Annotated in this window: 21 protein-coding genes; 9 read left to right on the forward strand and 12 right to left on the reverse strand. The window is 46.5% G+C overall.

Going from position 1 to position 22,420, the window contains the following annotated elements:
* Positions 1-27 precede the first annotated feature (27 nt).
* Entirely contained in the window at positions 28-1,167 is a 1,140-nt protein-coding gene (gene thrC / locus FTU90_RS05145) for a threonine synthase (protein ID WP_005094446.1), read from the forward strand.
* 54 nt (positions 1,168-1,221) lie between these two features.
* Here thrC and FTU90_RS05150 read toward each other — a convergent pair whose 3' ends face one another.
* Positions 1,222-2,289: a serine hydrolase gene (locus FTU90_RS05150; RefSeq protein ID WP_141667085.1), complete on the reverse strand. Its 1,068-nt coding sequence runs from the start codon at positions 2,287-2,289 to the stop codon at positions 1,222-1,224.
* 219 nt (positions 2,290-2,508) lie between these two features.
* Here FTU90_RS05150 and FTU90_RS05155 point away from each other — a divergent pair, with 219 nt between their 5' ends.
* Genes FTU90_RS05155 through FTU90_RS05165 form a run of 3 tightly spaced genes read left to right on the forward strand, consistent with a single transcriptional unit; the run spans position 2,509 to position 6,172 of the window.
* A complete protein-coding gene (locus tag FTU90_RS05155; protein ID WP_005108454.1) occupies positions 2,509-3,144 on the forward strand; it encodes a response regulator in 636 nt (211 codons plus the stop codon).
* 22 nt (positions 3,145-3,166) lie between these two features.
* Entirely contained in the window at positions 3,167-4,732 is a 1,566-nt protein-coding gene (locus FTU90_RS05160) for a PAS domain-containing sensor histidine kinase (protein ID WP_005169018.1), read from the forward strand.
* Positions 4,733-4,747: 15 nt separating this feature from the next.
* Entirely contained in the window at positions 4,748-6,172 is a 1,425-nt protein-coding gene (locus FTU90_RS05165; RefSeq protein ID WP_159138527.1) for a sigma-54 dependent transcriptional regulator, read from the forward strand.
* Here FTU90_RS05165 and FTU90_RS05170 read toward each other — a convergent pair whose 3' ends face one another.
* From FTU90_RS05170 to lptF, 4 genes are all read right to left on the reverse strand, one after another.
* Positions 6,173-7,345, reverse strand: a complete 1,173-nt coding sequence (locus FTU90_RS05170) for a S41 family peptidase (protein ID WP_180071999.1) — start codon at positions 7,343-7,345, stop codon at positions 6,173-6,175.
* Between the two features lie 31 nt (positions 7,346-7,376).
* Positions 7,377-8,924 (reverse strand): 2,3-bisphosphoglycerate-independent phosphoglycerate mutase, encoded by a 1,548-nt coding sequence (gpmI, locus tag FTU90_RS05175; RefSeq protein ID WP_159138525.1) that lies wholly within the window; start codon positions 8,922-8,924, stop codon positions 7,377-7,379.
* 124 nt (positions 8,925-9,048) lie between these two features.
* Complete coding sequence (gene lptG, locus FTU90_RS05180; protein ID WP_005094459.1) at positions 9,049-10,119, reverse strand: LPS export ABC transporter permease LptG; 1,071 nt, start codon at positions 10,117-10,119, stop codon at positions 9,049-9,051.
* 2 nt (positions 10,120-10,121) lie between these two features.
* Positions 10,122-11,222 (reverse strand): LPS export ABC transporter permease LptF, encoded by a 1,101-nt coding sequence (gene lptF / locus FTU90_RS05185; RefSeq protein ID WP_180072000.1) that lies wholly within the window; start codon positions 11,220-11,222, stop codon positions 10,122-10,124.
* A gap of 156 nt (positions 11,223-11,378) precedes the next feature.
* Between lptF and FTU90_RS05190 the strand changes: the two genes are divergently transcribed.
* The 3 genes from FTU90_RS05190 to FTU90_RS05200 are packed head-to-tail and all read left to right on the forward strand — an operon-like array spanning position 11,379 to position 13,883.
* Positions 11,379-12,827, forward strand: a complete 1,449-nt coding sequence (locus tag FTU90_RS05190) for a leucyl aminopeptidase (protein ID WP_005094464.1) — start codon at positions 11,379-11,381, stop codon at positions 12,825-12,827.
* The gene (locus FTU90_RS05195) at positions 12,820-13,227 is read left to right on the forward strand and encodes a DNA polymerase III subunit chi (RefSeq protein ID WP_005169032.1); all 408 of its coding nucleotides are present in this window, start codon (positions 12,820-12,822) and stop codon (positions 13,225-13,227) included. The genes FTU90_RS05190 and FTU90_RS05195 overlap by 8 nt, the downstream gene beginning before the upstream one ends.
* 26 nt (positions 13,228-13,253) lie before the next feature.
* A complete protein-coding gene (locus FTU90_RS05200) occupies positions 13,254-13,883 on the forward strand; it encodes a hypothetical protein (RefSeq protein ID WP_180072001.1) in 630 nt (209 codons plus the stop codon).
* 330 nt (positions 13,884-14,213) lie between these two features.
* Here the strand turns inward: FTU90_RS05200 and FTU90_RS05205 are convergent, their stop codons facing one another.
* From FTU90_RS05205 to glnK, 7 genes are all read right to left on the reverse strand, one after another.
* Complete coding sequence (locus tag FTU90_RS05205) at positions 14,214-14,759, reverse strand: VTT domain-containing protein (protein WP_005094471.1); 546 nt, start codon at positions 14,757-14,759, stop codon at positions 14,214-14,216.
* A gap of 109 nt (positions 14,760-14,868) precedes the next feature.
* The gene (locus FTU90_RS05210) at positions 14,869-15,528 is read right to left on the reverse strand and encodes a riboflavin synthase (protein WP_100329432.1); all 660 of its coding nucleotides are present in this window, start codon (positions 15,526-15,528) and stop codon (positions 14,869-14,871) included.
* Positions 15,529-15,550: 22 nt separating this feature from the next.
* Positions 15,551-16,843 carry a DNA adenine methylase gene (locus FTU90_RS05215; protein WP_005094477.1) on the reverse strand — a complete coding sequence of 431 codons (1,293 nt, stop codon included), beginning with the start codon at positions 16,841-16,843 and terminating at the stop codon, positions 15,551-15,553.
* Positions 16,840-17,928: a bifunctional diaminohydroxyphosphoribosylaminopyrimidine deaminase/5-amino-6-(5-phosphoribosylamino)uracil reductase RibD gene (gene ribD / locus FTU90_RS05220; protein WP_180072002.1), complete on the reverse strand. Its 1,089-nt coding sequence runs from the start codon at positions 17,926-17,928 to the stop codon at positions 16,840-16,842. The genes FTU90_RS05215 and ribD overlap by 4 nt, the downstream gene beginning before the upstream one ends.
* Before the next feature lie 2 nt (positions 17,929-17,930).
* Positions 17,931-18,395 (reverse strand): transcriptional regulator NrdR, encoded by a 465-nt coding sequence (gene nrdR, locus FTU90_RS05225; RefSeq protein WP_005094481.1) that lies wholly within the window; start codon positions 18,393-18,395, stop codon positions 17,931-17,933.
* A 140-nt stretch (positions 18,396-18,535) separates the two neighbouring features.
* A complete protein-coding gene (locus FTU90_RS05230; protein WP_159138524.1) occupies positions 18,536-19,948 on the reverse strand; it encodes an ammonium transporter in 1,413 nt (470 codons plus the stop codon).
* Between the two features lie 59 nt (positions 19,949-20,007).
* Positions 20,008-20,346, reverse strand: a complete 339-nt coding sequence (gene glnK, locus FTU90_RS05235) for a P-II family nitrogen regulator (protein WP_005094485.1) — start codon at positions 20,344-20,346, stop codon at positions 20,008-20,010.
* Between the two features lie 277 nt (positions 20,347-20,623).
* Between glnK and FTU90_RS05240 the strand changes: the two genes are divergently transcribed.
* Both FTU90_RS05240 and FTU90_RS05245 read left to right on the forward strand, forming a co-directional pair.
* On the forward strand, positions 20,624-20,851 hold the full coding sequence (locus tag FTU90_RS05240; RefSeq protein WP_005094487.1) for an accessory factor UbiK family protein: 228 nt from the start codon (positions 20,624-20,626) through the stop codon (positions 20,849-20,851).
* Between the two features lie 66 nt (positions 20,852-20,917).
* Positions 20,918-22,408, forward strand: a complete 1,491-nt coding sequence (locus tag FTU90_RS05245) for a YifB family Mg chelatase-like AAA ATPase (protein WP_159138523.1) — start codon at positions 20,918-20,920, stop codon at positions 22,406-22,408.
* Positions 22,409-22,420: the final 12 nt, after the last annotated feature.

Consider the following 22,420-nt stretch of genomic DNA (forward strand, 5'->3'; position numbering starts at 1 on the left):
AGCTCTACACACAATTGGAACATCATCATGTCGAATGCCAATCGTTATACTGGTTTAGTTGACCGCTATCGCGACCGTTTACCAGTGTCTGCAACTACTCGTGCGATCTCTTTGGGTGAGGGTAATACTCCCCTGATCAAGCTTGAGAATATTCCACGCATTATTGGTAAAGATGTTGAAATTTATGTGAAGTACGAGGGCTTAAACCCGACTGGTTCATTTAAAGACCGCGGTATGACTATGGCAGTGACCAAAGCCGTTGAAGAAGGCTCTAAAGCCATCATCTGTGCATCCACTGGTAATACTTCTGCTGCTGCGGCTGCATACGCTGCTCGTGCCGGTATCAAAGCATTCGTGCTCATCCCGGAAGGCAAAATTGCCATGGGTAAAATGGCGCAAGCGATGATGTATGGTGCGATCACCATGCAAATTCGTGGTAACTTCGATGACGGCATGCGTCTGGTGAAGGAAGTTGCAGATCAGGCACCGGTAACGATTGTAAACTCAATCAACCCGTACCGCCTGCAGGGTCAAAAAACCATTGCTTACGAGATCGTTGAAGCTTTAGGTCGTGCCCCGGATTACCACTGCCTGCCAGTGGGTAACGCAGGTAATATCACTGCACACTGGATGGGCTATACCGAAGCGGTGGCCAATCAGTCGAAAGAAGAATTTGAGCAAGTGATTTACGATGCTGAAACCGATGCTTTCACTGGTCCTAAACCGGCTGGCTTGCCAATCATGGCAGGTTACCAAGCGTCTGGTGCTGCTCCGTTCCTGCGTGGTGGTCCAGTAGAAAATCCGGAAACTGTTGCAACTGCAATTCGTATTGGTAATCCGCAAAGCTTCAATCATGCCAAAGCTGTCGTTCGTGATTCAAACGGCTGGTTTGATGAACTGACGGATGCTGAGATTCTTGAAGCACAACGTCTGCTGTCGATGTATGAAGGTGTGTTTGTAGAACCTGCATCTGCTGCGTCTGTTGGCGGTGCAATCCGTGATATCAAAGCAGGTAAAATCGCTGAAGGTTCAGTAATCGTATGTACCGTAACCGGTAATGGTCTAAAAGATCCAGATACCGCGATCAAACAATGTGCCGATGCGGTGATGCTGTCTATCGACGCAACCATGGCTCAGGTAAAAGACTCTATTCTGTCGAACATGTAATTTCAGCCAGAATAAAAAACCCTGCATTCGCAGGGTTTTTTATGAGCGCAGAGATTAGATTCGTTTTGGTTGCTGGCTCACCCAGCTCATCAAACGGGTCGCATCATTGGTACGCGCCTGTGAGCTATTTGCACCTAACAGTACCACTGCCACCGGACGGTTATTCAGGGTCGTATGCATCACCACACAGCGCCCTGCTTCATTAATAAAACCGGTTTTAGAAATATTGATATTCCAGCCGCCGTTACGCACCAGTGCATTGGTATTATTCGATTTCAGTACACGATAACCCAAGTTAAAGTCATAGCTTGGTGTGGTCGAGAATTGACGAATCAAACCATATTGAGAAGCGGTATTCACTAAAATACCCAAATCACGTGCTGATGCCACATTTCCAGGGTGTAAGCCGGTTGATTCCATAAAGCGGGATGAATTCATGCCTAAGGCCTTGGCCTTACTGTTCATCGCTGCAATAAATGCACTGCGACCACCTGGATACGTTCGCGCCAAGGCTGCAGCTGCCGGGTTTTCAGACTTCATTAGAGCAAACAATAAAGCTTCGGCACGGTTCATGCTATCGCCAGCACGTAAGGTCGAGCTTGAGCTTTTACAACCTGCGCAAGAGAAATCAGCCTGTTGCAGCGTGATTTTTTCTGACATGTTTAAACGTGCATCGGAAATCACCACTGCTGTCATTAATTTGGTAATAGATGCAATCGGCAAAGCGGTATTGGTGTTTTTGCTAAACAGTACCTCACCGGTTTGCGCATCCATAACCAATGCAGCACGGGCATTTACAGAGGGTTGATTGCTATAACTGTTTGTATCAAAAATCTGTGTTGTTTTTGCTGGTTGCTGAACACTGACCGACTGCTGGGTGCTCGGTACACTCTGACGCAAGGTCGTGGTCACGGTGGCTGAACCGGGTGGCGAAGGCTCATCAGCAGCCACACGGAAATCATCACTCATCAGCTGATTGACTTCCTCAGAAGACCAACTAATGCTGGATCCGCCCTCTGTCGTGCCAGAATTCATAATGATTTCAGCAAAACTTGTCGCACTCATGCTGACTAACACGGACAGGCCCAATACATGCCTTAAAGACTTGTTTATTTTCTTCACTATTTCTTCACTCAACTAACAGAGGTAAGATTGATTTGCGTATTACCTCTAATATGCCTTACATTTAAACACATTGCAGAACATTTTTTGATCTTGACACTGTGTGATAAGTTTCAGATTTTATCTTGCGAATAGGATTGCTAATTTTGTACTTTCATTGCAAGCTTATTTTGCTTTATGTAACAAAAAAATGATTTTTTTAACAGAGGGAGAGCGTAGGTGATCACAGTTTTAGTTGTGGACGACCATGAATTAGTACGTACTGGAATTTGCAGAATGCTGGAAGACCATGCGGAGGTTCAGGTGATTGGACAGGCTGAATCTGGTGAAGAAGCGATTTCTCTGGTTCGTCAGCATCATCCGAATGTGGTTTTACTGGATGTGAATATGCCGGGCATTGGTGGCGTAGAAACCACGCGTCGTCTGCTTCAGAGCGCCCCTGAAACCAAAGTACTGGCTGTCAGCGGTCTGGCAGAAGAACCCTATCCTTCGCTGTTATTAAAAGCCGGAGCCAAAGGTTATATTACCAAAGGGGCGCCGATTTCGGAAATGGTTCGCGCCATCAATAAAGTCATGCAAGGCGGTAAATATTTCAGTGCTGATATTGCAGAGCAGTTGGCCAGTTCTTACCTTTCTGATACACAACAATCGCCTTTTGATGCACTTTCTGAACGTGAAATGCAAGTGGCAATGATGGTGGTGAATTGTATCAGCGCTCAGGAAATTGCCGACAAACTCTTTGTCAGTGTTAAAACCGTAAATACCTACCGTTACCGGATTTTTGAAAAACTGAATATCGATAGTGATGTCAAACTGACGCATCTGGCCATGCGCTATGGGCTGATTAAACCTTAGCCTTTGGCGAGTCGCGCTGCATATGGCACAAAAAACCAATTATTCTGAACTCAATCAGTATCATTTAGGGATCTGGTATAGTGCGTATCGCCTGCTGATCAGCACTGGCCTGCTGCTGATTTTTCTGCTGACCTACCCCGAGCTAACCGGCGATTATCAATATCCACAACTGTATTATTATGCGCTGGGAATCGGTGTTGCCATTAATACAGCGCAGCTGTTCGCACTGAAATGGATCAGACGCCTGATCCAGCCGCAGCTGATTATGATTTTCTTTAGCGATGTCTGCGTCTTAAGTTTACTGACTTTGGCAAGTGACGGGCCTAATCTGCAAATTGGTTTGCTGTTTGTGATTACCATCTTTTCCGCATCGTTATTGCTGGATGCAAAAAAAGCTTTGGTGGTCACGCTGATTGCTGTGATTAGTGTCATATATCAACATTTTATCGGCAGTATTTTTGCATTTTCTTCCTTAAGCAATATCAGTAATAGTGCCCTGCTGGCCTTTTTGTTCTTTGTGGTCTATGGAACCGGGCAAATTGCGGTGCGCCGTTTTCAGATTCTGGAAAACCTGAACTTTTCGCAATCTCTGGAACTTTATCGCTTACAGAATATTAACCGTTATATTCTGGAACAGATCGAAACCGGTTATCTGGTGCTGGATGAAAATTATCATGTGGTCCTGAGTAACCCTGCGGCCTGTACACTGCTCGGGATCGAAGCAAAATTTGCGCATGAGAAATTTACCCTCTACCAGTCACAACCAGATTTATTTGAACTGATCCAGTTTGAAACGCTGGAAAATGGCGAGCGTTTTCAATTTGAATCACAGCAAAGTCGCTATAACATTCATGTACAGGTACAAAAGCTGATTGTGCCGCATCAAACCCTGATGTTATTGGTGTTACAGGATGCCAAAAAACTCAATCAACAGGTGCAGCAACTCAAGCTTGCTGCACTGGGCCAGCTTTCAGCCAGTATTGCGCATGAAATTCGTAATCCATTGGCAGCTATTGTGCAGGCCAATGATTTATACCTTGACTCTGACAATGAACAACAACAAGTACTCAACCAGATGATTGGCCGACAGGCGACCCGGATCGACCGGATTATTCAGGACACGCTGAATATGGTCAAAAATAAAGAAACCCATCCGGTGCCGATTCATCTCAATGAATTTATCCCGTTATTTATCCAGGAAGATTTGGCCGATATTTGCGATCAGATTCAATTTAATATTGATGTGCCGCTGCTGATTCAGTTCGATGAAGCGCAGTTCCGGCAAGTCCTGATTAACCTGCTTCGCAATGCCATCCGTCACAATTCAGCAGATGCCAATTACATTCAGCTGAATATACATCCCTATGAACATCGGGTCTGGATTGATATCCGGGATTTCGGCTCAGGTGTAGCCATACACGACCAAGCCCTATTATTTCAACCTTTTTTCAGTACCTCGATTAGTGGAACCGGATTAGGACTGTACTTATCACATAGTTTTTGTGAAGCAAATCAGGCACAATTAAACTATATACAACAAGAACAGGGCGCATGCTTTCGCATTAGCTGCCAACGTATTACGGTATAAAGGGGTTTAAGGGAAATGAGTGTGGAACAACAGCCACTGGTGCTCTTGGTGGATGATGAAGAAGATTTATGCACCCTCATGCAAATGTCGTTGCTGCGGATGGGGATTCGTACGCACATCGCACATCGTCTGCAAGATGCTAAAAAATATCTTGCAGATCATCAATATGATGCCTGTTTAACTGACCTGAACCTGCCCGATGGCAATGGTTTGGAGTTACTGGACTGGATTGGTCATCTCTATCCTGCACTTCCGGTCGCGGTTCTGACCGCCTATGGCAACATGGAAATCGCGATTGCTGCACTCAAGGCCGGTGCCTTTGACTTTGTCAGCAAACCGATCAATCAGAAACATCTGGAACAGCTGCTACAAAAAGCACTGAATAAACCGGTGGATTATTCCCATAATAATCCAAATGATGCTTTAGAACATAAAATGCTGATTGGGCAATCGATACCGATTCAGCACTTACGTATTACCTTACAAAAAATTGCCCGCTCACAGGCACCGGTTTTTATTACTGGTGAATCGGGAACTGGCAAGGAAGTGGTGGCCAATCTGGTCCATCGCCTGAGCAACCGTAATGAAGGCCCATTTATTGCAATTAACTGTGGTGCGATTCCCACTGAACTGATGGAAAGCGAACTGTTTGGGCATAAGAAAGGCAGCTTTACTGGCGCCGCTCAGGACAAACAGGGGCTGATTCAATCGGCACATGGCGGCAGCCTGTTTCTGGATGAAATTGCCGAATTACCACTTGCTATGCAGGTCAAACTGTTACGTGCCGTACAGGAAAAACGTATTCGTCCCCTCGGTTCAGATACTGAAATTGATGTGGATTTCCGCGTCATCAGTGCCACTCATCAGGATCTGGAAGCCTTGGTACAACAAGGCAAATTCCGTCAGGATTTATATTTCCGTATTCATGTGATGGATCTGACTTTACCGCCGCTGCGTGAACGGAGTCAGGATATTCTCTTACTCGCCGAACATTTTATTCAGAAGATTTGCCAGGAATGGGGCATTGCCAATAAAAAACTGACAGAACGTAGTAAAGAATTTTTATTGGAACAATATTATCCGGGTAATGTACGTGAATTGCGTAATATTATGGAACGTGCAATTACCTTGAGTGATGAAGAGCGGATTGATCTTCAGCATCTGCAAAGTGCACCGTTACGTCAGGCTCTTAATAGCGCTCAGGAGATGAATACGCTCACGAGCGAGATTATTGCGACTGACACCCTGATTGCCCCGAGAAAGCTCCCAGAAGAAGGCCTAGAGCTATATTTAGAAAAGATTGAAAAAGAAGTTCTACTCAATGCGCTGAATCTAACGCACTGGAACCGCACACTGGCCGCGAAAAAGCTCGGTATGTCATTCCGCTCCCTACGCTATCGTTTGAAAAAGTTCGGACTGGATACTGAGGAAGACGAATAATTATTTTTGCAGGAGCAGCAGGTCTGTGACGTGTTCCAGATAGCTCTCCTCACGCATTTCCTGCTTAAACGGATAACTGAAATGTGGCTGCACGCCCCGCCCTTCAATCATCTGACCACTCGGACTGAAGTATTGTGCCACTGTCATTTGTAAAGCAGAACCATTACTCAGTGGAAATAGCTTTTGTACCACACCTTTGCCATAGCTTTGCTCACCGACCACCCAAGCCCGGCTATGTTCTTTCAATGCTGCCGTAAAGACTTCAGCTGCCGAAGCTGAACGGTTATTAATCAGAACGCCCACTTTCAGATTCTGAAATTCAAAACTTGGCAGCGCCTGAAATTGCTGATTGCCTTCCGAACGGCTTTGGGTCGAGACAATCACACCCTGATTCAAAAATAAATCGGCCGATTCTACTGCGGCAGAAAGTAAGCCACCCGGGTTATTGCGTAGATCAAACATCACCGCTTTTAAGCGTCTGTCAGAATAGCTTTCAATCAGGCGCTTGATTTCATTGGCTGTATCTTGCTGGAAAACTTTGACCTGCAATACCAGTACCTGATTATTGTGCAGACTGGATTTAATTTCAGTATCGAGCTTGGTATTCCTTACCAGACGAACCACCGGACTTTGCGGGGAAAGCTGTATGCTCAGCGTAGAGCCGACCGCCCCGCTCAATAACTGTCGCACCTGCTCCTGATTCAGGCTACTCAGTACCTGATCATCAATTTTATAGACCGTGACACCATTACGCAGTCCCTGCTTGGCAGAGTCGGCATCGGCGCTCAATCCCTGCACCATCCATTGCTTCATCTGCGAGTTAAATTGCAGATCGAAATCAATGCTGGCCAGATCACCTTCAGTATATTCACGTAGCTGCTTATAATCTTCAGGAGACAAATAACGCGAATAGCGGTCTAAGCCACTGACTAGCCCTTGGATTGCCTGTTGGAACAAGGCGTCTTCATTTTTGTCTTGAATATAATTGTCTTTGACGATGCCGTAAATTTGTACAAATTCTTGAATGGATGCCACAGGAATTTCAGTATAGACCTGACCATCCATTTCCATATCATCGAATGCCGGCTCTTTTGAGCCCGCACCCCAGGCCGAATGACTCAAACACATCAGTAAGCATGGTATAACGACAGACTTCCAATGTGTTGTTGCCATTTTTTACCTTTCTTTAAAATCTTATCGAAAATTATTGATTCAGTTCAATCAGGTTGCGACCTTGCATTTCCGCAGGGACTGGAACTTGCATCAGACTTAATAAGGTTGGTGCGACATCTGCCAATACGCCACCTTCTGCGATCGTGGCCTGAGTTGGACCTACATAAATAAATGGAACCAATTCAGTGGTATGTTGAGTATGCACCTGACCACTGTGATAGTCCTGCATCTGCTCTACATTACCATGATCGGCAGTGATAAGCATATGACCTTTTTGCGCCATCACCGCCTCATAAACCCGGCCTAAGCAGGTATCGACCGCTTCGACCGCTTTCACTGCGGCATCAAAAACACCGGTATGACCGACCATATCACCATTGGCATAGTTCACCACCAGCAGGTCAAATTCGCCTGAATTGATCGCAGCGACCAGCTCATCAGTCACTTCATAAGCACTCATTTCCGGTTTGAGGTCATAAGTTGCTACATTTGGTGATGGAATCAGGATACGTTTTTCACCCGGATATTCATCTTCACGACCGCCACTAAAGAAGAACGTCACGTGTGCATATTTTTCAGTTTCAGCAATACGCAATTGGGTTTTACCCAGATTTGACAGGTATTCACCAATCGAGTTGACCAACGCTTCTGGCATATAGGCCACAGGCGCATCAATCGTTGCTTGGTAACGCGTCAACATCACAAACTTGGCTAAGTTCGGCACCACTTTACGTGCAAATCCAGCAAAGTCCTTTTCAACAAAGGCTTTGGTAATTTCACGGGCACGGTCAGCACGGAAGTTCATGAAGACCACGCTATCACCATCCTGAATTTTTGCCAGCTCACCAATGCGGGTGGCTTTGACAAACTCATCCGACTCATCTGCGGCATAAGCCTGTTCCAGACCTTGAACTGCGGTGGCAGCTGTACGGGCCGCTTCGCCTTCAGTCAATAAACGATAGGCCTGTTCGATGCGATCCCAACGGTTGTCACGATCCATCGCGAAGTAACGACCAATCATGCTGGCAATACGACCCTGACCCGGATATTGTGCAAACAGCGCATCCAGTTTTTCCAATGACGGTTGGGCACTTCGTGGCGGCGTATCACGACCATCCAGGAAAGCATGCAAATAAACTTTGACACCACGTTTGAGTGCCAGTTCAGCCATCGCAACAATATGGTCTTCATGCGAATGCACACCGCCTTGAGATAAAAGGCCGAGCAAATGCACTGCACCACCTGAAGCTTTGGCTTTCTCCACCGCATCGACGAGTACTTCATGATTGAAGAAATCACCGGTACGAATGTCTTTGGTAATCCGGGTAAAATCCTGATACAGCACACGACCTGCACCGAGGTTCATATGTCCGACTTCCGAGTTCCCCATCTGGCCATCTGGCAGACCAACATCTTCGCCTGAACCCGAGATCAAACCATGCGGATGCTTGTCCTGCATTGCAGTTAAATTTGGTCGTTTAGCTGCTAAAAACGCGTTGTCTTCGACCGCTTCGCGATGACCCACACCATCCATAATCACCAAAACGTGAGGGATTTTGCCAGCAGTTGCATCCGTCATAATGAAATACTCTGTTCGTCTACGAATTAATCGCTCTATTTTAGCGAAGTTTGCAAAAAGAGGCCATGACCAGAGTATGGTTTAAGCCGCTCATCGCGATTGATTTGTTCTATTTTCCTGGGTCTTAGCGTGCCCGATGCAGCAGGTAACCCCCAATACCGAACATGATCAGAATCGGAATAAAGACAAACCATGCCGGAGATGGCGCATAGACCAGACTGGCATAGCCGAGGAAATCCTGTAGATAGAAAAAGCCCAGACCGGCAAATAAGGCAATCACCAGACGAAAACCCATGGATTGCTGACGCAGCGGCCCGAAAATAAATGAACAGGCAATCACCACCAGTGCAATCAGGGCAAAAGGAGAACCGAGTTTCTGCCAGAAAGCCAGTTGATAGGTTTTTGGCACCTGACTATATTCATGCATATAACTTGTGAAACTGATCAGTTGGCTCGGTGACAAGTCTTCAGGATCGATGGTGACCATATGCACATATTTTGGCTGTAATGCCAGTGCCAAAGGTTGCTGTTCCTGCTTGATCAGGGTAGCACTACCATTTTGCAGAATATCGAACTGCTCGGTATTGCTTAATGTCCAGGAGCCATCTGTGACGAATTCACCCTGATCCGCTTGCAAGGTGCCGCGTAAGCGATAATTTTCATCAAAATCCAGCATCTGCACATTTTTCAGCTGACCTTGCGAATTGGCATAATCAATATAAATAAAGCGCTGCCCTTCCCGGGTCCAGTAACCCCGCACTTCGCCCAGTTGTGCGGCTTTACTCGAACTTTTTACGCTCTTGGCCTGTTCATTGGTATAGGGAATCACCCACTCGCTTAAGGCAAATGACAAGACCACCAGCAGTAATGCTGAACGGATCACCCAGCCAACAATCCGCCACAGACTGATCCCGATCGAACGCATCACAATCAGTTCACTATTTGAGGCCAATGTGCCCAAACCTAAAACCGCACCGATCAGCGCCGAGATCGGCAGAATTTCATAAAGATAATTCGGAGCACCCCAGAGCACATATTTCAAGGCATCCCAGGCGCCATAACCTTCTTTTAGTGAACCCAGCTCACCCAGATAAGTAAATAACACCTGTAAACCCGCCAACACAGCGGTTGCACCCAGCATCGCCAGCGCAGTGGTTTGGGTCACATGTTTTGCAACTATACGACGTGCCAACATTATTAAGACCTCACTCGCTGAATCTGTTTCTTGATTTTCGGGGCCAAATTCTGTTTACGTGAGAACAAGGCACCCGCCATCGCATAAGCAATCAGGATCAATGGATAAGCCCAGATCCCCATTTCCTCTTTACTGATCCGGGTTTTCACGGCCATTAACGCCACAATCAGACTGGCAAAGATCATGAGCGCCGGAAATAACTTGAGATAACGACCTTGGCGCGGACTCACTTCAGACAAGGCCACGGCCAGAATCAAAGCAATCAGAATCGCAAATGGTACAAATACCCGCCAGCCTAATTCACTGGCCACCACAGGATCCTGACGGTTCTGCCACAATTGCGAGGTTGGCAGGGCTTCAACTTCAGCACTGGCAAACTGTGCTTCCTCATCATTTTCTAAACGCAGACGATAGCTTGCAAATTCAGCCTGGGTATATTGCGGAGTGCCCGGATAGATTTCATAACGGCGACCTTGAATCAGATCGACCACATTGGCCGCATCATTTGGCACCTCAATGCGGGTGGCTTCCTGGGCCAGAATCATCACATCCGGTTTACCGGGTTTTTCTGCTCGCTGATAGAAGAAAATATCTTTTAAGTTTTTACGGTCTTCGGACAGATCACCGGCATAAATGGTATAGGGGCCAGAGGAAATAAATTCTTTGGGTCGTACCAGATCAAAGCCGGTGCGTACCGCCTGACTGGTGGTCAGCGCTTCAAACTGGCGGATTCCCCATGGCGCTGCCCAGAGCATCAAGCCGGCTTGGGCAATGAGAAACACCAAGGTCATCGGCACCAGAAGGCGCGCCAATTGATGCCGGCTGACACCACTGCCATTCATCACCGCCATTTCATGGTCGACATATAAACGGCCAAATACCAGCATCAGGCCAATAAAGAAACCGAGCGGAAGAATTAAGGTCAAAAACTCAGGCAAACGGTAGCCAATGATGCTAAATAAAATGCCTGCATCCAGACGGCCTTGCGCTGCGACACCAAAATACTTGATCAGTCGGCCACCCATCATGATCAAGGTCAATAAGGCAATCACCACCAAGGATGTCGAGACAACTTGCTTGACCAGATAACGCCGAATAATCAAATTAATTCTTCCAAAATAAGGTCTATAAAACGAGTGCTAGTTTACCCGAATAGCAAAAATATAAAACCTAGACGGCCCTACCCATTGAAACTCTATTCAGATAAATGGTTCAATGACTGAATGATTTACAAATCTAGACAGGCGTGAAAACAGAATATGAAACTTACAATTAATACGTCATTCCCAGAGAATGGATCAAGTCAATCTTTGTTGATTTTAGTTGACTCAGAACAACTTCAAAATACCACCTCAACCTATCAAATCAACAATTTAGACAGATTAATTGAAGCATCTCAGTTCAAAGCAGCTTTGGCTGAAAGTCTGAGCCTGATTGGCCAAGTCAGCCAGTCCAGCCATGCAGCACTGATCGGTTTAGGCAAAGTCGCTGAATTGCAACCAGCAAAACTCGCAAAAATTGCCCAGACTATTATTCAGGCCACTCAAAAAAAATTCAAACAGATTTCTGTAGACCTGACACAACTTCCACAAGAATTGCATTATCTGTTTGCTCTGGCTTTGACTCAAGCCAGCTATGGTTATGATGAATATAAGTCGAAAAAGAATGAATTTGTACTTGAACAGATCGACCTGATTGCCACGCATAGCGTTTTAACGACAGAACAGCTGCAACTGGTTCAAGCAGTACAGAGCGGGCAAAACCTGGCACGTGATCTGGGCAACCGTCCGGGCAATATCTGTTTCCCGGAATATCTGGCAGATCAGGCCATCGCCTTGGCTGCTGAATATCCGGATTTACTGAAAGTCACGGTACTGGATGAACAACAGATGGCAGATTTAGGCATGGGTGCCTTCCTTGCAGTCAGCCAGGGTTCAGAGCGTCCGGGTCGTATTATCAGCATTGAATATCAATCAGAGCGTAGTGAAGCGCCAGTGGTACTGGTCGGTAAAGGCATTACCTTTGATACCGGTGGTATTTCACTCAAACCTGGCGCAGGTATGGATGAAATGAAATACGACATGTGCGGTGCAGCCTCTGTACTGGGTACCATGCGTGCATTGTGTGAGTCCCGCTTAGCTCTGCATGTGGTAGGAACCATTGCCGCAGCAGAAAATATGCCTTCTGGTAAAGCCACTCGTCCAGGTGATATCGTCACGACGATGAGCGGTCAAACGGTTGAAATCCTGAATACCGATGCCGAAGGTCGTCTGGTGTTATGTGACACCCTGACCTATGTGAAACGTTTCAACCCTGCTCTGGTGATTGATATTGCGACCTTGACCGGTGCATGTGTGGTGGCTTTGGGTTCCGTGCTGACAGGTCTGTTCACACCAGATGATAAATTGGCAGCAGAACTGGAAACTGCCGGCCAGCATTCATTTGACCGGGTATGGCGTATGCCGGTCATAGATGACTATCAGGAACAACTCGATTCACCATTTGCCGATATTGGCAATATCGGTGGCCCAAAAGCTGGTTCTGTCACTGCAGCCTGCTTCTTGCAACGTTTTACCCGTGAATATCGCTGGGCACATCTGGATGTTGCAGGTACAGCATGGAACTCAGGTGCCAATAAAGGCGCAACTGGGCGTCCAGTGCCATTATTGATGCAGTTCCTGGCCAACCGCGTTCAAACGAATGGCTAAGGTCAGCTTTTATTTATTTGAAAAAAGTCCTGAACGACAAGTCGAAAGTGCTTGTCGTTTATGCCGCAAGATTCTGCGCCAGCCGGCGCGGATCTGGTTACTATGTGCCGATGCAGCCTTGCAGCAGCAGCTGGATGAACGCCTGTGGAGCTTTGATCCCGCGAGTTTCATTCCGCATGGCATTGATCAGCCTGAGGCGAGCGTGTGTATTTCGGCAACATTGCCTGAACAGTCCGACTGGATTATTTTCAATTTTAATCCGGAAGCACTTGAACCTTACGCAAAATTTAGTCACATTATTGAGATCATTGAAAACCATGAAACGGCTAAACAGCTGGGTCGTGAAAAATTCAAACAATATCGTCGTTTAGGTATTGAGCCCAACACCCATAAGCTTTAACCGATATCACCCACAAGGAGAGGCATGTGGCATTAAATGTAGGTCCAGATTTTAAACAGCGCTGGTTAAATGTGCCAGAAGCTGTACGTCAGACCTTTATCGATGACCTCTCTCGGATCTGTGACATTTTAAAGCCTGAAACCTCTTTAGAAGAATGGCAGATTCGTGATCAGCGCTTACAGCAGGAATCTGAACGCAAGATTGAAGAAGCCTATGCGCAGCGCAAGGCTGAATTGATTGAGGCTGCACGTATTCGCAGACAGCTGGCACTCGAACAGGCCCTGGCCGATAAACGTGCTGCAGAGCAGGCTGCGATTGCACAGTTATATCAGGATGAACAGCGTAAATTTACTGAGCAGACCCAAGCCCTCGCTGACATAAACCTCAGTCTAGAGACAGAAATGCAGCACTATGTTGCCCGTTATCAGAAAAATCCTGAGCATAGTTTTTACTTTGCCCAAGGTCGTATCCAGATTGAAGACCACACCATTTTATCTGAATTAGAGAGTGTGCGTTTGCGTCTGGAACTGGAGGCAGAAACGGTGATTGAACAGACCATCAATGCACTAAGAGAACAAATGCGTGTGGCGGCCCAAGAAGAAATCGACTATATACTGAAAAATTCAGAATTTTCCGAGCAAGTGAGACCTGATTAAAAATCCCAACTCATATAAAAAGCCCGCTCATTCGGTAATGCTGATCAGTTAAGGAGTTTAGAAATAGACCCTTTAACTGTTTAGTCGTTCACGACGAAACCTTAAGGTTTTACATCAAACATCTGTAAAGCATTGGTTAATTTGGTTTTGTCCAAATGAGAAGCAGAGCTTCGCAAGGAAGATATCTTGCGGTGCAATACACCGCATGCCTCAAACAGTTGCGGATGACTTTTCCACCCATCAAATATAATCATGAATTTAAAAAAGAAAATGCCAGTCAATTGCTTAACTAACTGGCATCCGGCTGATTCGGATTTTTAATTTGATCTTTTAGAGCACATCGGCCAGCATAAAGGCAGCATTTCCAAGCAAATAGCCAATACTTAATAAAGTACCAATCCAGAGAATACCACCCGTAATATTATAAAAGCTGAATGTGGCAAAACTCATATGGGCTGAACCGGCAGCAAAAGGGCCAAATGAACGAACAAAAGGAATAAAACGCGCAATCAGAATGGTTTTACCGCCATGTTTCATAAAATAGTGATTGGTTTTCACCATATATTCTGGCTTGAAATAGCGTGAATGCCGATTAAAATATTTTAGGCCCAGCACTTTTCCAGTGTAATAATTCACGGTGTAGCCGAGTACCGATGCAGTAAAGAGCAGTAATCCCATCGAATGCAGGGTCAATATATCGCTGCTGGCACATAAAGCTCCTACAGCCAGCAATAAACTGTCACCGGGCAGAAAAAAGAAAAATACTGAGCCGGTTTCCGCAAAAATCACCAGAAACAGGATCGCGTAGATCCATACCCCATATTGATCAAGCAATAGCGGTAATGACTGTTCCAAGTTGAGTAAAAAATCGAGCATTCGACCCGTCCACCAAGGCAATATTTGCAAATTGAATTGCTGATTATCCCGAAAAATAAAAAAACAGTCTAATTTTTCAATCAGACTGTTCAGTATTTAAGCATTCCGCTTATTTTAAAAAGCCATTTTCAGCCAGAAAATCCATGCTGATCTTAGACTGTTCAGTGGTATCTGCGGCTTTATCACCGAGCAATAAACGCTCGATATAACGTGCCAACACATCCACTTCCAGATTGACCTTGCTACCCACTTTCCAGGTACCGATATTGGTACGTTCAGCCGTATGCGGAATCAAGTTCAGACTAATCACACAGCCACGCAAGTGATTAATGGTCAGGCTAATACCATCGACTGTGACCGAACCTTTTTCTGCCAGATATCTGGCAATTTCAGCCGGTGCAGTGACTTCATAATAAATCGAGCGTGCATCTGCACGCACCAAAGTGATCTCGCCGACTGCATCGACATGACCTGAAACAATATGGCCGCCAAAACGCGTGGTCGGCAACATGGCTTTTTCGACGTTAACAGGTTGACCGGCTTTCCAGTTGCCCAGTGTCGTCCGGTTCAGACTTTCACGGGACACATCAGCTGCATACCAGTTTTCGCCCCAGTCGATGACTGTCAGGCAGATGCCATTTGTAGCAATAGAATCACCCAGATGTACATCCGACATGTCCAGGTCAGTCTGGATACGTAAACGTACATCACCACCCACAATTCGCAGACTGTCTACTTTGCCGAGGCTTTCGATAATACCTGTAAACATTTTTATTTCCTTTTCTATTCTTTTACCAGAGTGCCAACTGGGTACTGACACCAGTGGTATCCACACCGCCCAATTCTGCATAATGATGCAACTGGCTGAGGAGTTGACGGATCGGTGGACCTGACCTGGCATGGGTATCGGTAATCACAATAAATTCCAGTACGCGTGCACGTTCAGATTGGCGCTGTTTGCTGACCCGATAACGTGGTACATCCTGAGTCAGCAAGGTCACCCGGCCACGTTTCAGGTTGGCCTGCAATAAATCAGTGGCGCTGATATTACCATCCGTTGAATAACTGGTCAGAATGAAACGCGCATTGATGGTCGCCAACAAGTTTTCATAGGCTTCTTTGGCATATTTGGAAGAGTTGTACTGGCTCGGACGCTCTTTGCGCCATGCCCGGTCAATCCCGCTCTTGAAGCCCTTGGTATCTGGCGTCGGTAAATCGGCCTGATCCCATAAGGTCAAAGCATTCAGGACATGGTAATTACTGCTATAGGCATGCTGATTATACGGTGGATCCAGATAAGCCACATCTACTTCAAAACCGCTCATCTGATTGGCCAGATGCTGGGCATCGACACACCACATTTCGGCAGCCATACCTTTCTTCTGATCCGACTCGCAAAAGCGGCTTGGGGTCAGCCACAGTAAAGATTCAATCCGTTCCAGCGCCGTTTGGGTTTTTCCGCCCCAGCCGTGGTGGAAACTCTTGAAAACGCCCGAGGTATTGCTGACAAAACTGGCTGAATACAGTAATGGTGCCAGCAAGGCAGACATCTCTACATCGTCAATGGCACCTTGGGCCTGCCAAGCTGCAATCTGCTGACGAATCGCATCAATACGCATGCCGTTACGACGTTTAAAGAACAAACGGTCACGGGCGGGATCATAAATTTCATCATTGCGCGGACACAGGTTATGCGTGACCCAGCCTTTCACTTCCGGCAGACGGTTCAGATAATCAATGGCTTTCTGATAGCCACCCAATTCTTTAAACGCCGGTGCTTCAGTACAGGCCAGCACCGCATGATTCAATGCATGGCTATAGGGTTCCCAGTCATTGGCAATCACGCGATAACCATTTTGACGGGCTAAGCGTGATACCACACCAGAACCAGCAAAAAAATCAGCAAAAATCGGCGCACGGCCATCTTCACGCTTCAGAGTTCCTGTAATTTCAAGTGCTTCCAGAATCAAATGTAATAAACGGCGTTTGTTGCCCAGATAAGGAACCAGCTGATGGAAAAGATATTCATCGGTGGTACGTGCCGCATGGCGACGTTTATGATAAACCGTAGACTCTGAACTCATAGTGTCTCTTGAAAAGGAATTAACCTGAAGCGCACGTCATCACCCAAGCGGGTCACATCGCGCAGCTTAAATCGGAGTTGTTCTGCCATAAGGCTGAATTCTGCATTAAACATAGTACGTGCAGACTGACCCAATAAAGTCGGTGCAACGTAACTGATCAGTTCATCAACCAATTGTTCTTGTAAAAATGCCGTAGATAAGGTCGCCCCTGCTTCCACCAAGACATCATAAATCTGATGCTGCTCAGCCAGCTGGGACAATAATTGTTTTAAAGGCTGTACCGGCAATTGTAACACACCCAGATCGGCCAGCTCTTGCCGAAAAGGTCCCATCACCAACACGGTGTCGGCTTGCGCTAGAATTTTCGCCGTTAATGGCAAACGCCCCTGACGATCCAAAATGATACACTTGGGCTGTACTACTGTTTCAATATCTTCAATGCCATCGAGTTGCCGCACATTCAGCTGACAGTCATCGGCCAGAACTGTTTCAATCCCAGTGATGACTGCACCGGAAATGGCCCGCCAATACTGCACGTCCTGACGCGCCTCGGCTCCGGTAATCCATTTCGATTCACCGGATGCCATCGCCGTACGGCCATCCAGACTGGATGCAATTTTAAGTCGCACATACGGCATGCCGGTCGCCATGGCTTTCAGGAAACCTTGATTCAGCTGATGCGCTTGTTCCTGACCAATCCCGACTTCAACATCGATACCGGCATCTTTTAAAATCTGTACACCCTTGCCCGCCACCAGCGGATTTGGATCAGGACAGGCCACGACCACTTTAGCCACACCAGCTTCAACCAGACCCTTGGCACATGGCGGCGTTCGCCCATAATGCGCACACGGCTCCAAAGTGACATACGCGGTTGCACCACGTGCCTGCTCACTAGCCTGACGCAGCGCGAATACTTCAGCATGCGGCTGCCCTGCTTGAGGATGAAAACCCTCACCGATAATGACGCCATCTTTGACAATGACACAGCCGACATTCGGATTGGGCTTGGTCGAGTATTGACCTTGCTGGGCAAGCTGAATTGCGCGGCGCATCCAGACTTGATCTTGATTCAGTTCAGACATGCTTATTCTTGTGATTCTCGCTGTTGCATCTGTTCAATTTGATGACGAAAAGCTTCAACATCCTGGAAATCCTGATAAACCGAAGCGAAACGCACATAGGCCACGTGATCGAGTGCGAATAAAGACTGCATGACAATTTCACCGATGGTACGCGATTTCACATCACGCTCACCCAAACGGCGAATCTGTAACTGGATATCGCTCAAAACTGTTTCAATCTGCTCTTGGGTTACCGGACGTTTCTGCAAGGCATGCATCAGGGAACGACGTAATTTGGCTTCATCAAAGGGTTCATTCTTGCCATCCGATTTAATCACGCGCGGCATCACCACTTCATAACTTTCAAAAGTCGTAAAACGTTCATTACAACTGACACATTCACGGCGACGACGAATCTGACAGCCTTCAGCTGCCAGGCGTGAATCAATCACTTTACTGTCGGCAGTATTGCAAAATGGGCAATGCATAGCGGTTTAATTGAACAAATCCAGATGGATTCCGAGTGTAGCAAAAATTGCAAACTTTGTAGAGTCTTACGCAACATATAGAAAAAAAACAGCCCATTTGGGCTGTTTTGCACTATATATTGATTATTGTGTGTTTATTATTATTCGACACGTTCACCATGCTGGCTCAAATCCAGACCCATGCGCTCATCATCAGATGCGACACGGATACCAATGATCAAGTCAATCACTTTCAGGATGATGAAGGTCATGATGGCAGAGTAAGCGATGGTCGCAAGTACACCTTCAACTTGAACCCAAAGCTGGCTCATCATGTTGGCTGGCGCAGCATCCCCCATAATGAATTCGCTGGCAAAAAAAGCGGTCAAAATCGCACCGACCACACCACCTACACCATGCAGACCAAACGCATCTAAAGAATCATCGGCTTTCAAAGCACGTTTCAGCGCAGTAATTCCCCAGAAACACACCACACCACCAATCAGACCCATCGCCAATGCACCACCGACAGTCACAAAACCTGCGGCTGGCGTAATCACCACCAGACCAGCAATTGCACCCGATACGCCGCCTAATACAGATGCTTTGCCACGTGCCAGTTTTTCAGTAATCAGCCAAGAGATCGCTGCCGCTGCCGCTGCCACCTGAGTCACCACCAGCGCATAACCTGCAGAGCCGTTCGCACCCAAGGCAGAACCACCGTTGAAACCGAACCAGCCCACCCAAAGTAAAGATGCACCCACCACAGTAAGGGTCAAGTTGTGTGGCGCCATTGATTCACGGCCCAAGCCCATACGTTTGCCCAGCATATACGCTGCTACCAGACCAGCAACACCCGAGTTGATGTGAACCACTGTACCACCAGCAAAATCGAGCGCACCGTCATTACCCAACCAGCCGCCGCCCCAGACCCAGTGAGTAATCGGCGCATAGACAATCACTACCCAAAGTGCAATGAAGGCAACGAAAGCACCAAATTTCATCCGTTCTGCGATCGAACCACTAATAATTGCAACGGTAATGATGGCAAAAGTCATTTGGAAAATGACAAACAGAATTTCAGGAATGGTGCCTGAAAGCGCCTCTGTGGTAATACCGGCCAACATAAATTTGTCCAAGCTACCAATGAAGGCATTCCCTTCCCCGAAGGCCAGGGTATAACCGATAATCACCCAGACAATGCTGACGACTGCAGCGGCAATAAAGCTATGCGCCATGGTCGCCAGGACGTTTTTCTTACGGACCATACCGCCATAAAAGAGTGCTAGACCCGGAATGGTCATGAGTAAAACTAATGCGGTGGATGTTAAAACCCAAGCAGTATCACCTGTATCTAATGTTGCTTCTTCTGCAGGTACTGCTGTTTCAACTGGCGCTGCTTCAGCAATTGCTGCTGGAGTATCTGCCGTATTATTCAGTGTGGTTTCGCCTGTTTCTTCAACAAGCACAATGTCTTCTGCGGGTGGTGTTGCTGTTGCAGCATTTTCAGCCCATGCAACAGAACCACCAAAAAGTGCGCCGGCCATGCCGAACGCAAGTAGCATTTTTTTCATTCGTATCCCCCAACCAAGTTTTTGTGAGTTCTTAGGTACTCAGCAAACTTCGTGCCAAGTTAAACAGCGTCTGCACCTGTTTCACCTGTACGAATACGGATGACTTGTTCTAAGTTCGTCACGAAAATTTTTCCGTCACCAATTTTTCCAGTGCTAGCAACACGCGTAATAGATTCAATGACGGAGTCAACCATGTCATCGCTAATCGCGATTTCAATTTTGACTTTCGGCAGGAAATCTACAACGTATTCAGCACCACGATAGAGTTCAGTATGGCCTTTTTGACGACCAAAGCCTTTCACTTCAGTTACAGTGATGCCTTGAACACCAATTTCAGACAATGCTTCACGAACATCATCCAATTTAAAAGGTTTTACGATTGCAGTTACGAGCTTCATGTTTGTTTTCCTTCGGCTTATTTCACCAGTAAGGTTTTACGTTCAAATTTCATGCCAAGATTCCTAAGGTCGGGGGAAATTAGAAAGCCCGGCATGCGGTTTATTTATACCTTATTTTATACTTATAAAGGTTTTGAATCTTTAAAAAACCGACATTTTTTATGTGGATTTTTACAATATCTCTTATCGATTAAGCCTATATTTTGTCTGAAATACTAGGGTCTGTATTCGAGCAATGCTAAACTGTCGCTTCCTTTCGATGGCGATGGATCAGACAATGATTGAAACCCTATTACAAGCAATTTTGCAGCAAGTTGAACAACCTAAGAAAGATCTGGAACAGAATATTCGTGCTCTATTAAATGAAGCTGTGACAAAAATGGATCTGGTGTCCAAAGAAGAAATTGAACGTCAACGTACTGCCCTCGATAATGCCAATCATCGCCTCAATGATTTGCTGAAACAGGTTGAAGCCTTAGAAGATAAAATTTCGAATAAAAAATAAGCACAAGTACAGTGCACAAAAGACCTAAGACCGATAAAAATAATGCACTAAATTGGAACAATAATAATGTCTTTTGCCAAAATTTATACGCGAGGCTTGCTTGGCCTGCACGCGCCTTTAATTGAAGTCGAGGTTCATGTCAGTTCCGGCATGCCTTCACTCACGATTGTGGGGCTTCCTGAAGCCGCAGTCCGGGAAAGTAAAGACCGGGTGCGTTCTGCCATTTTAAATAGTGGCTTTCAGTTTCCGACCAAACGCCTGACCATTAATCTGGCTCCAGCAGATCTACCGAAAGATGGTTCGCGTCTGGATTTACCGATTGCTTTAGGTATTTTGGTCGCCTCCGGACAGCTTCCGGAAAACTGCACCGATGATCTTGAGTTTATTGGAGAATTGGCTCTCGATGGTCAACTTCGCCCAGTCGCAGGGATCCTGAGCATTGCGATTGCCTGTCAACATGATCAGCATCAACTGATGCTGCCGGGTCCGAATGCACAAGAAGCCTGCCAACTCCCGGACTTTAAGGTCTTTGCTGCCAATCATCTAAAAGAGGTGTGTGAGCATCTTGCTCAGACGCAGTGCTTAGCAGAAATACAAACCATCCCAGTCGATACCAACCATTTTTATAAATGTGATCTTGCCGATGTCAAAGGCCAATTGCGGCCACGGCGTGCTTTAGAAATTGCCGCGGCAGGTGGTCATTCCCTGCTGTTTCGAGGCCCACCTGGAACAGGCAAGACCTTGCTGGCTTCTCGATTGGCCAGTATTTTACCGCCTTTAAAAACCCAGGAAAATCTGGAAGTTGCCAGTATTTATTCAGTCGCCAATGCCAATCATCCTTTTGGCCAGCGGCCGTTTCGAGCCCCGCATCATACTGCTTCTGCTGTTGCACTGGTCGGTGGCGGCTCACACCCCAAACCGGGTGAAATTACGCTGGCGCATTTGGGCGTGTTATTTCTGGATGAATTGCCTGAATTTGATCGAAAGGTACTGGAAGTTCTACGTCAGCCTTTGGAAGCAAAGGAAATTGTCATTTCCCGGGCATCACGCCAGATTACTTTTCCCGCCAATTTCCAGTTGGTGGCCGCCATGAATCCCTGCCCGTGTGGTTATGCCTTTAATCAGGATATCCGCTGCCAATGTTCACCGGAAAGTATTAAACGCTATCAGAACCGGATTTCAGGCCCGTTGCTGGATCGGATTGATTTACATATTGATGTACCACCATTACAGGCGCATGAGTTACAGGACAATCGGCCTACAGAAAGCTCAGAAACGGTCAGACAACGCGTCATTGCAGCCTATGAAATTCAGATGCAACGGCAAAATACCTTGAATATGAGTCTGAGTCCAAAACAGCTAGAGCAATATGCCGCATTAGATCAGTCTGCTCAGAATATGCTTGAAATGGCTCAGCAAAAACTGAATTTATCCGCACGTGGCTATCATCGGGTCTTGCGTGTCGCACGCACCATTGCCGATTTAAATCAAAGTGCAGATATTCAAAGTCAGCATCTTTCGGAAGCCCTGTCTTATCGCGGGCAGCAGCAGATTTAGGTCATTAAAAAA

Source organism: Acinetobacter sp. YH12200 (genome assembly GCF_013418175.1).
GTDB lineage: Bacteria > Pseudomonadota > Gammaproteobacteria > Pseudomonadales > Moraxellaceae > Acinetobacter > Acinetobacter pseudolwoffii.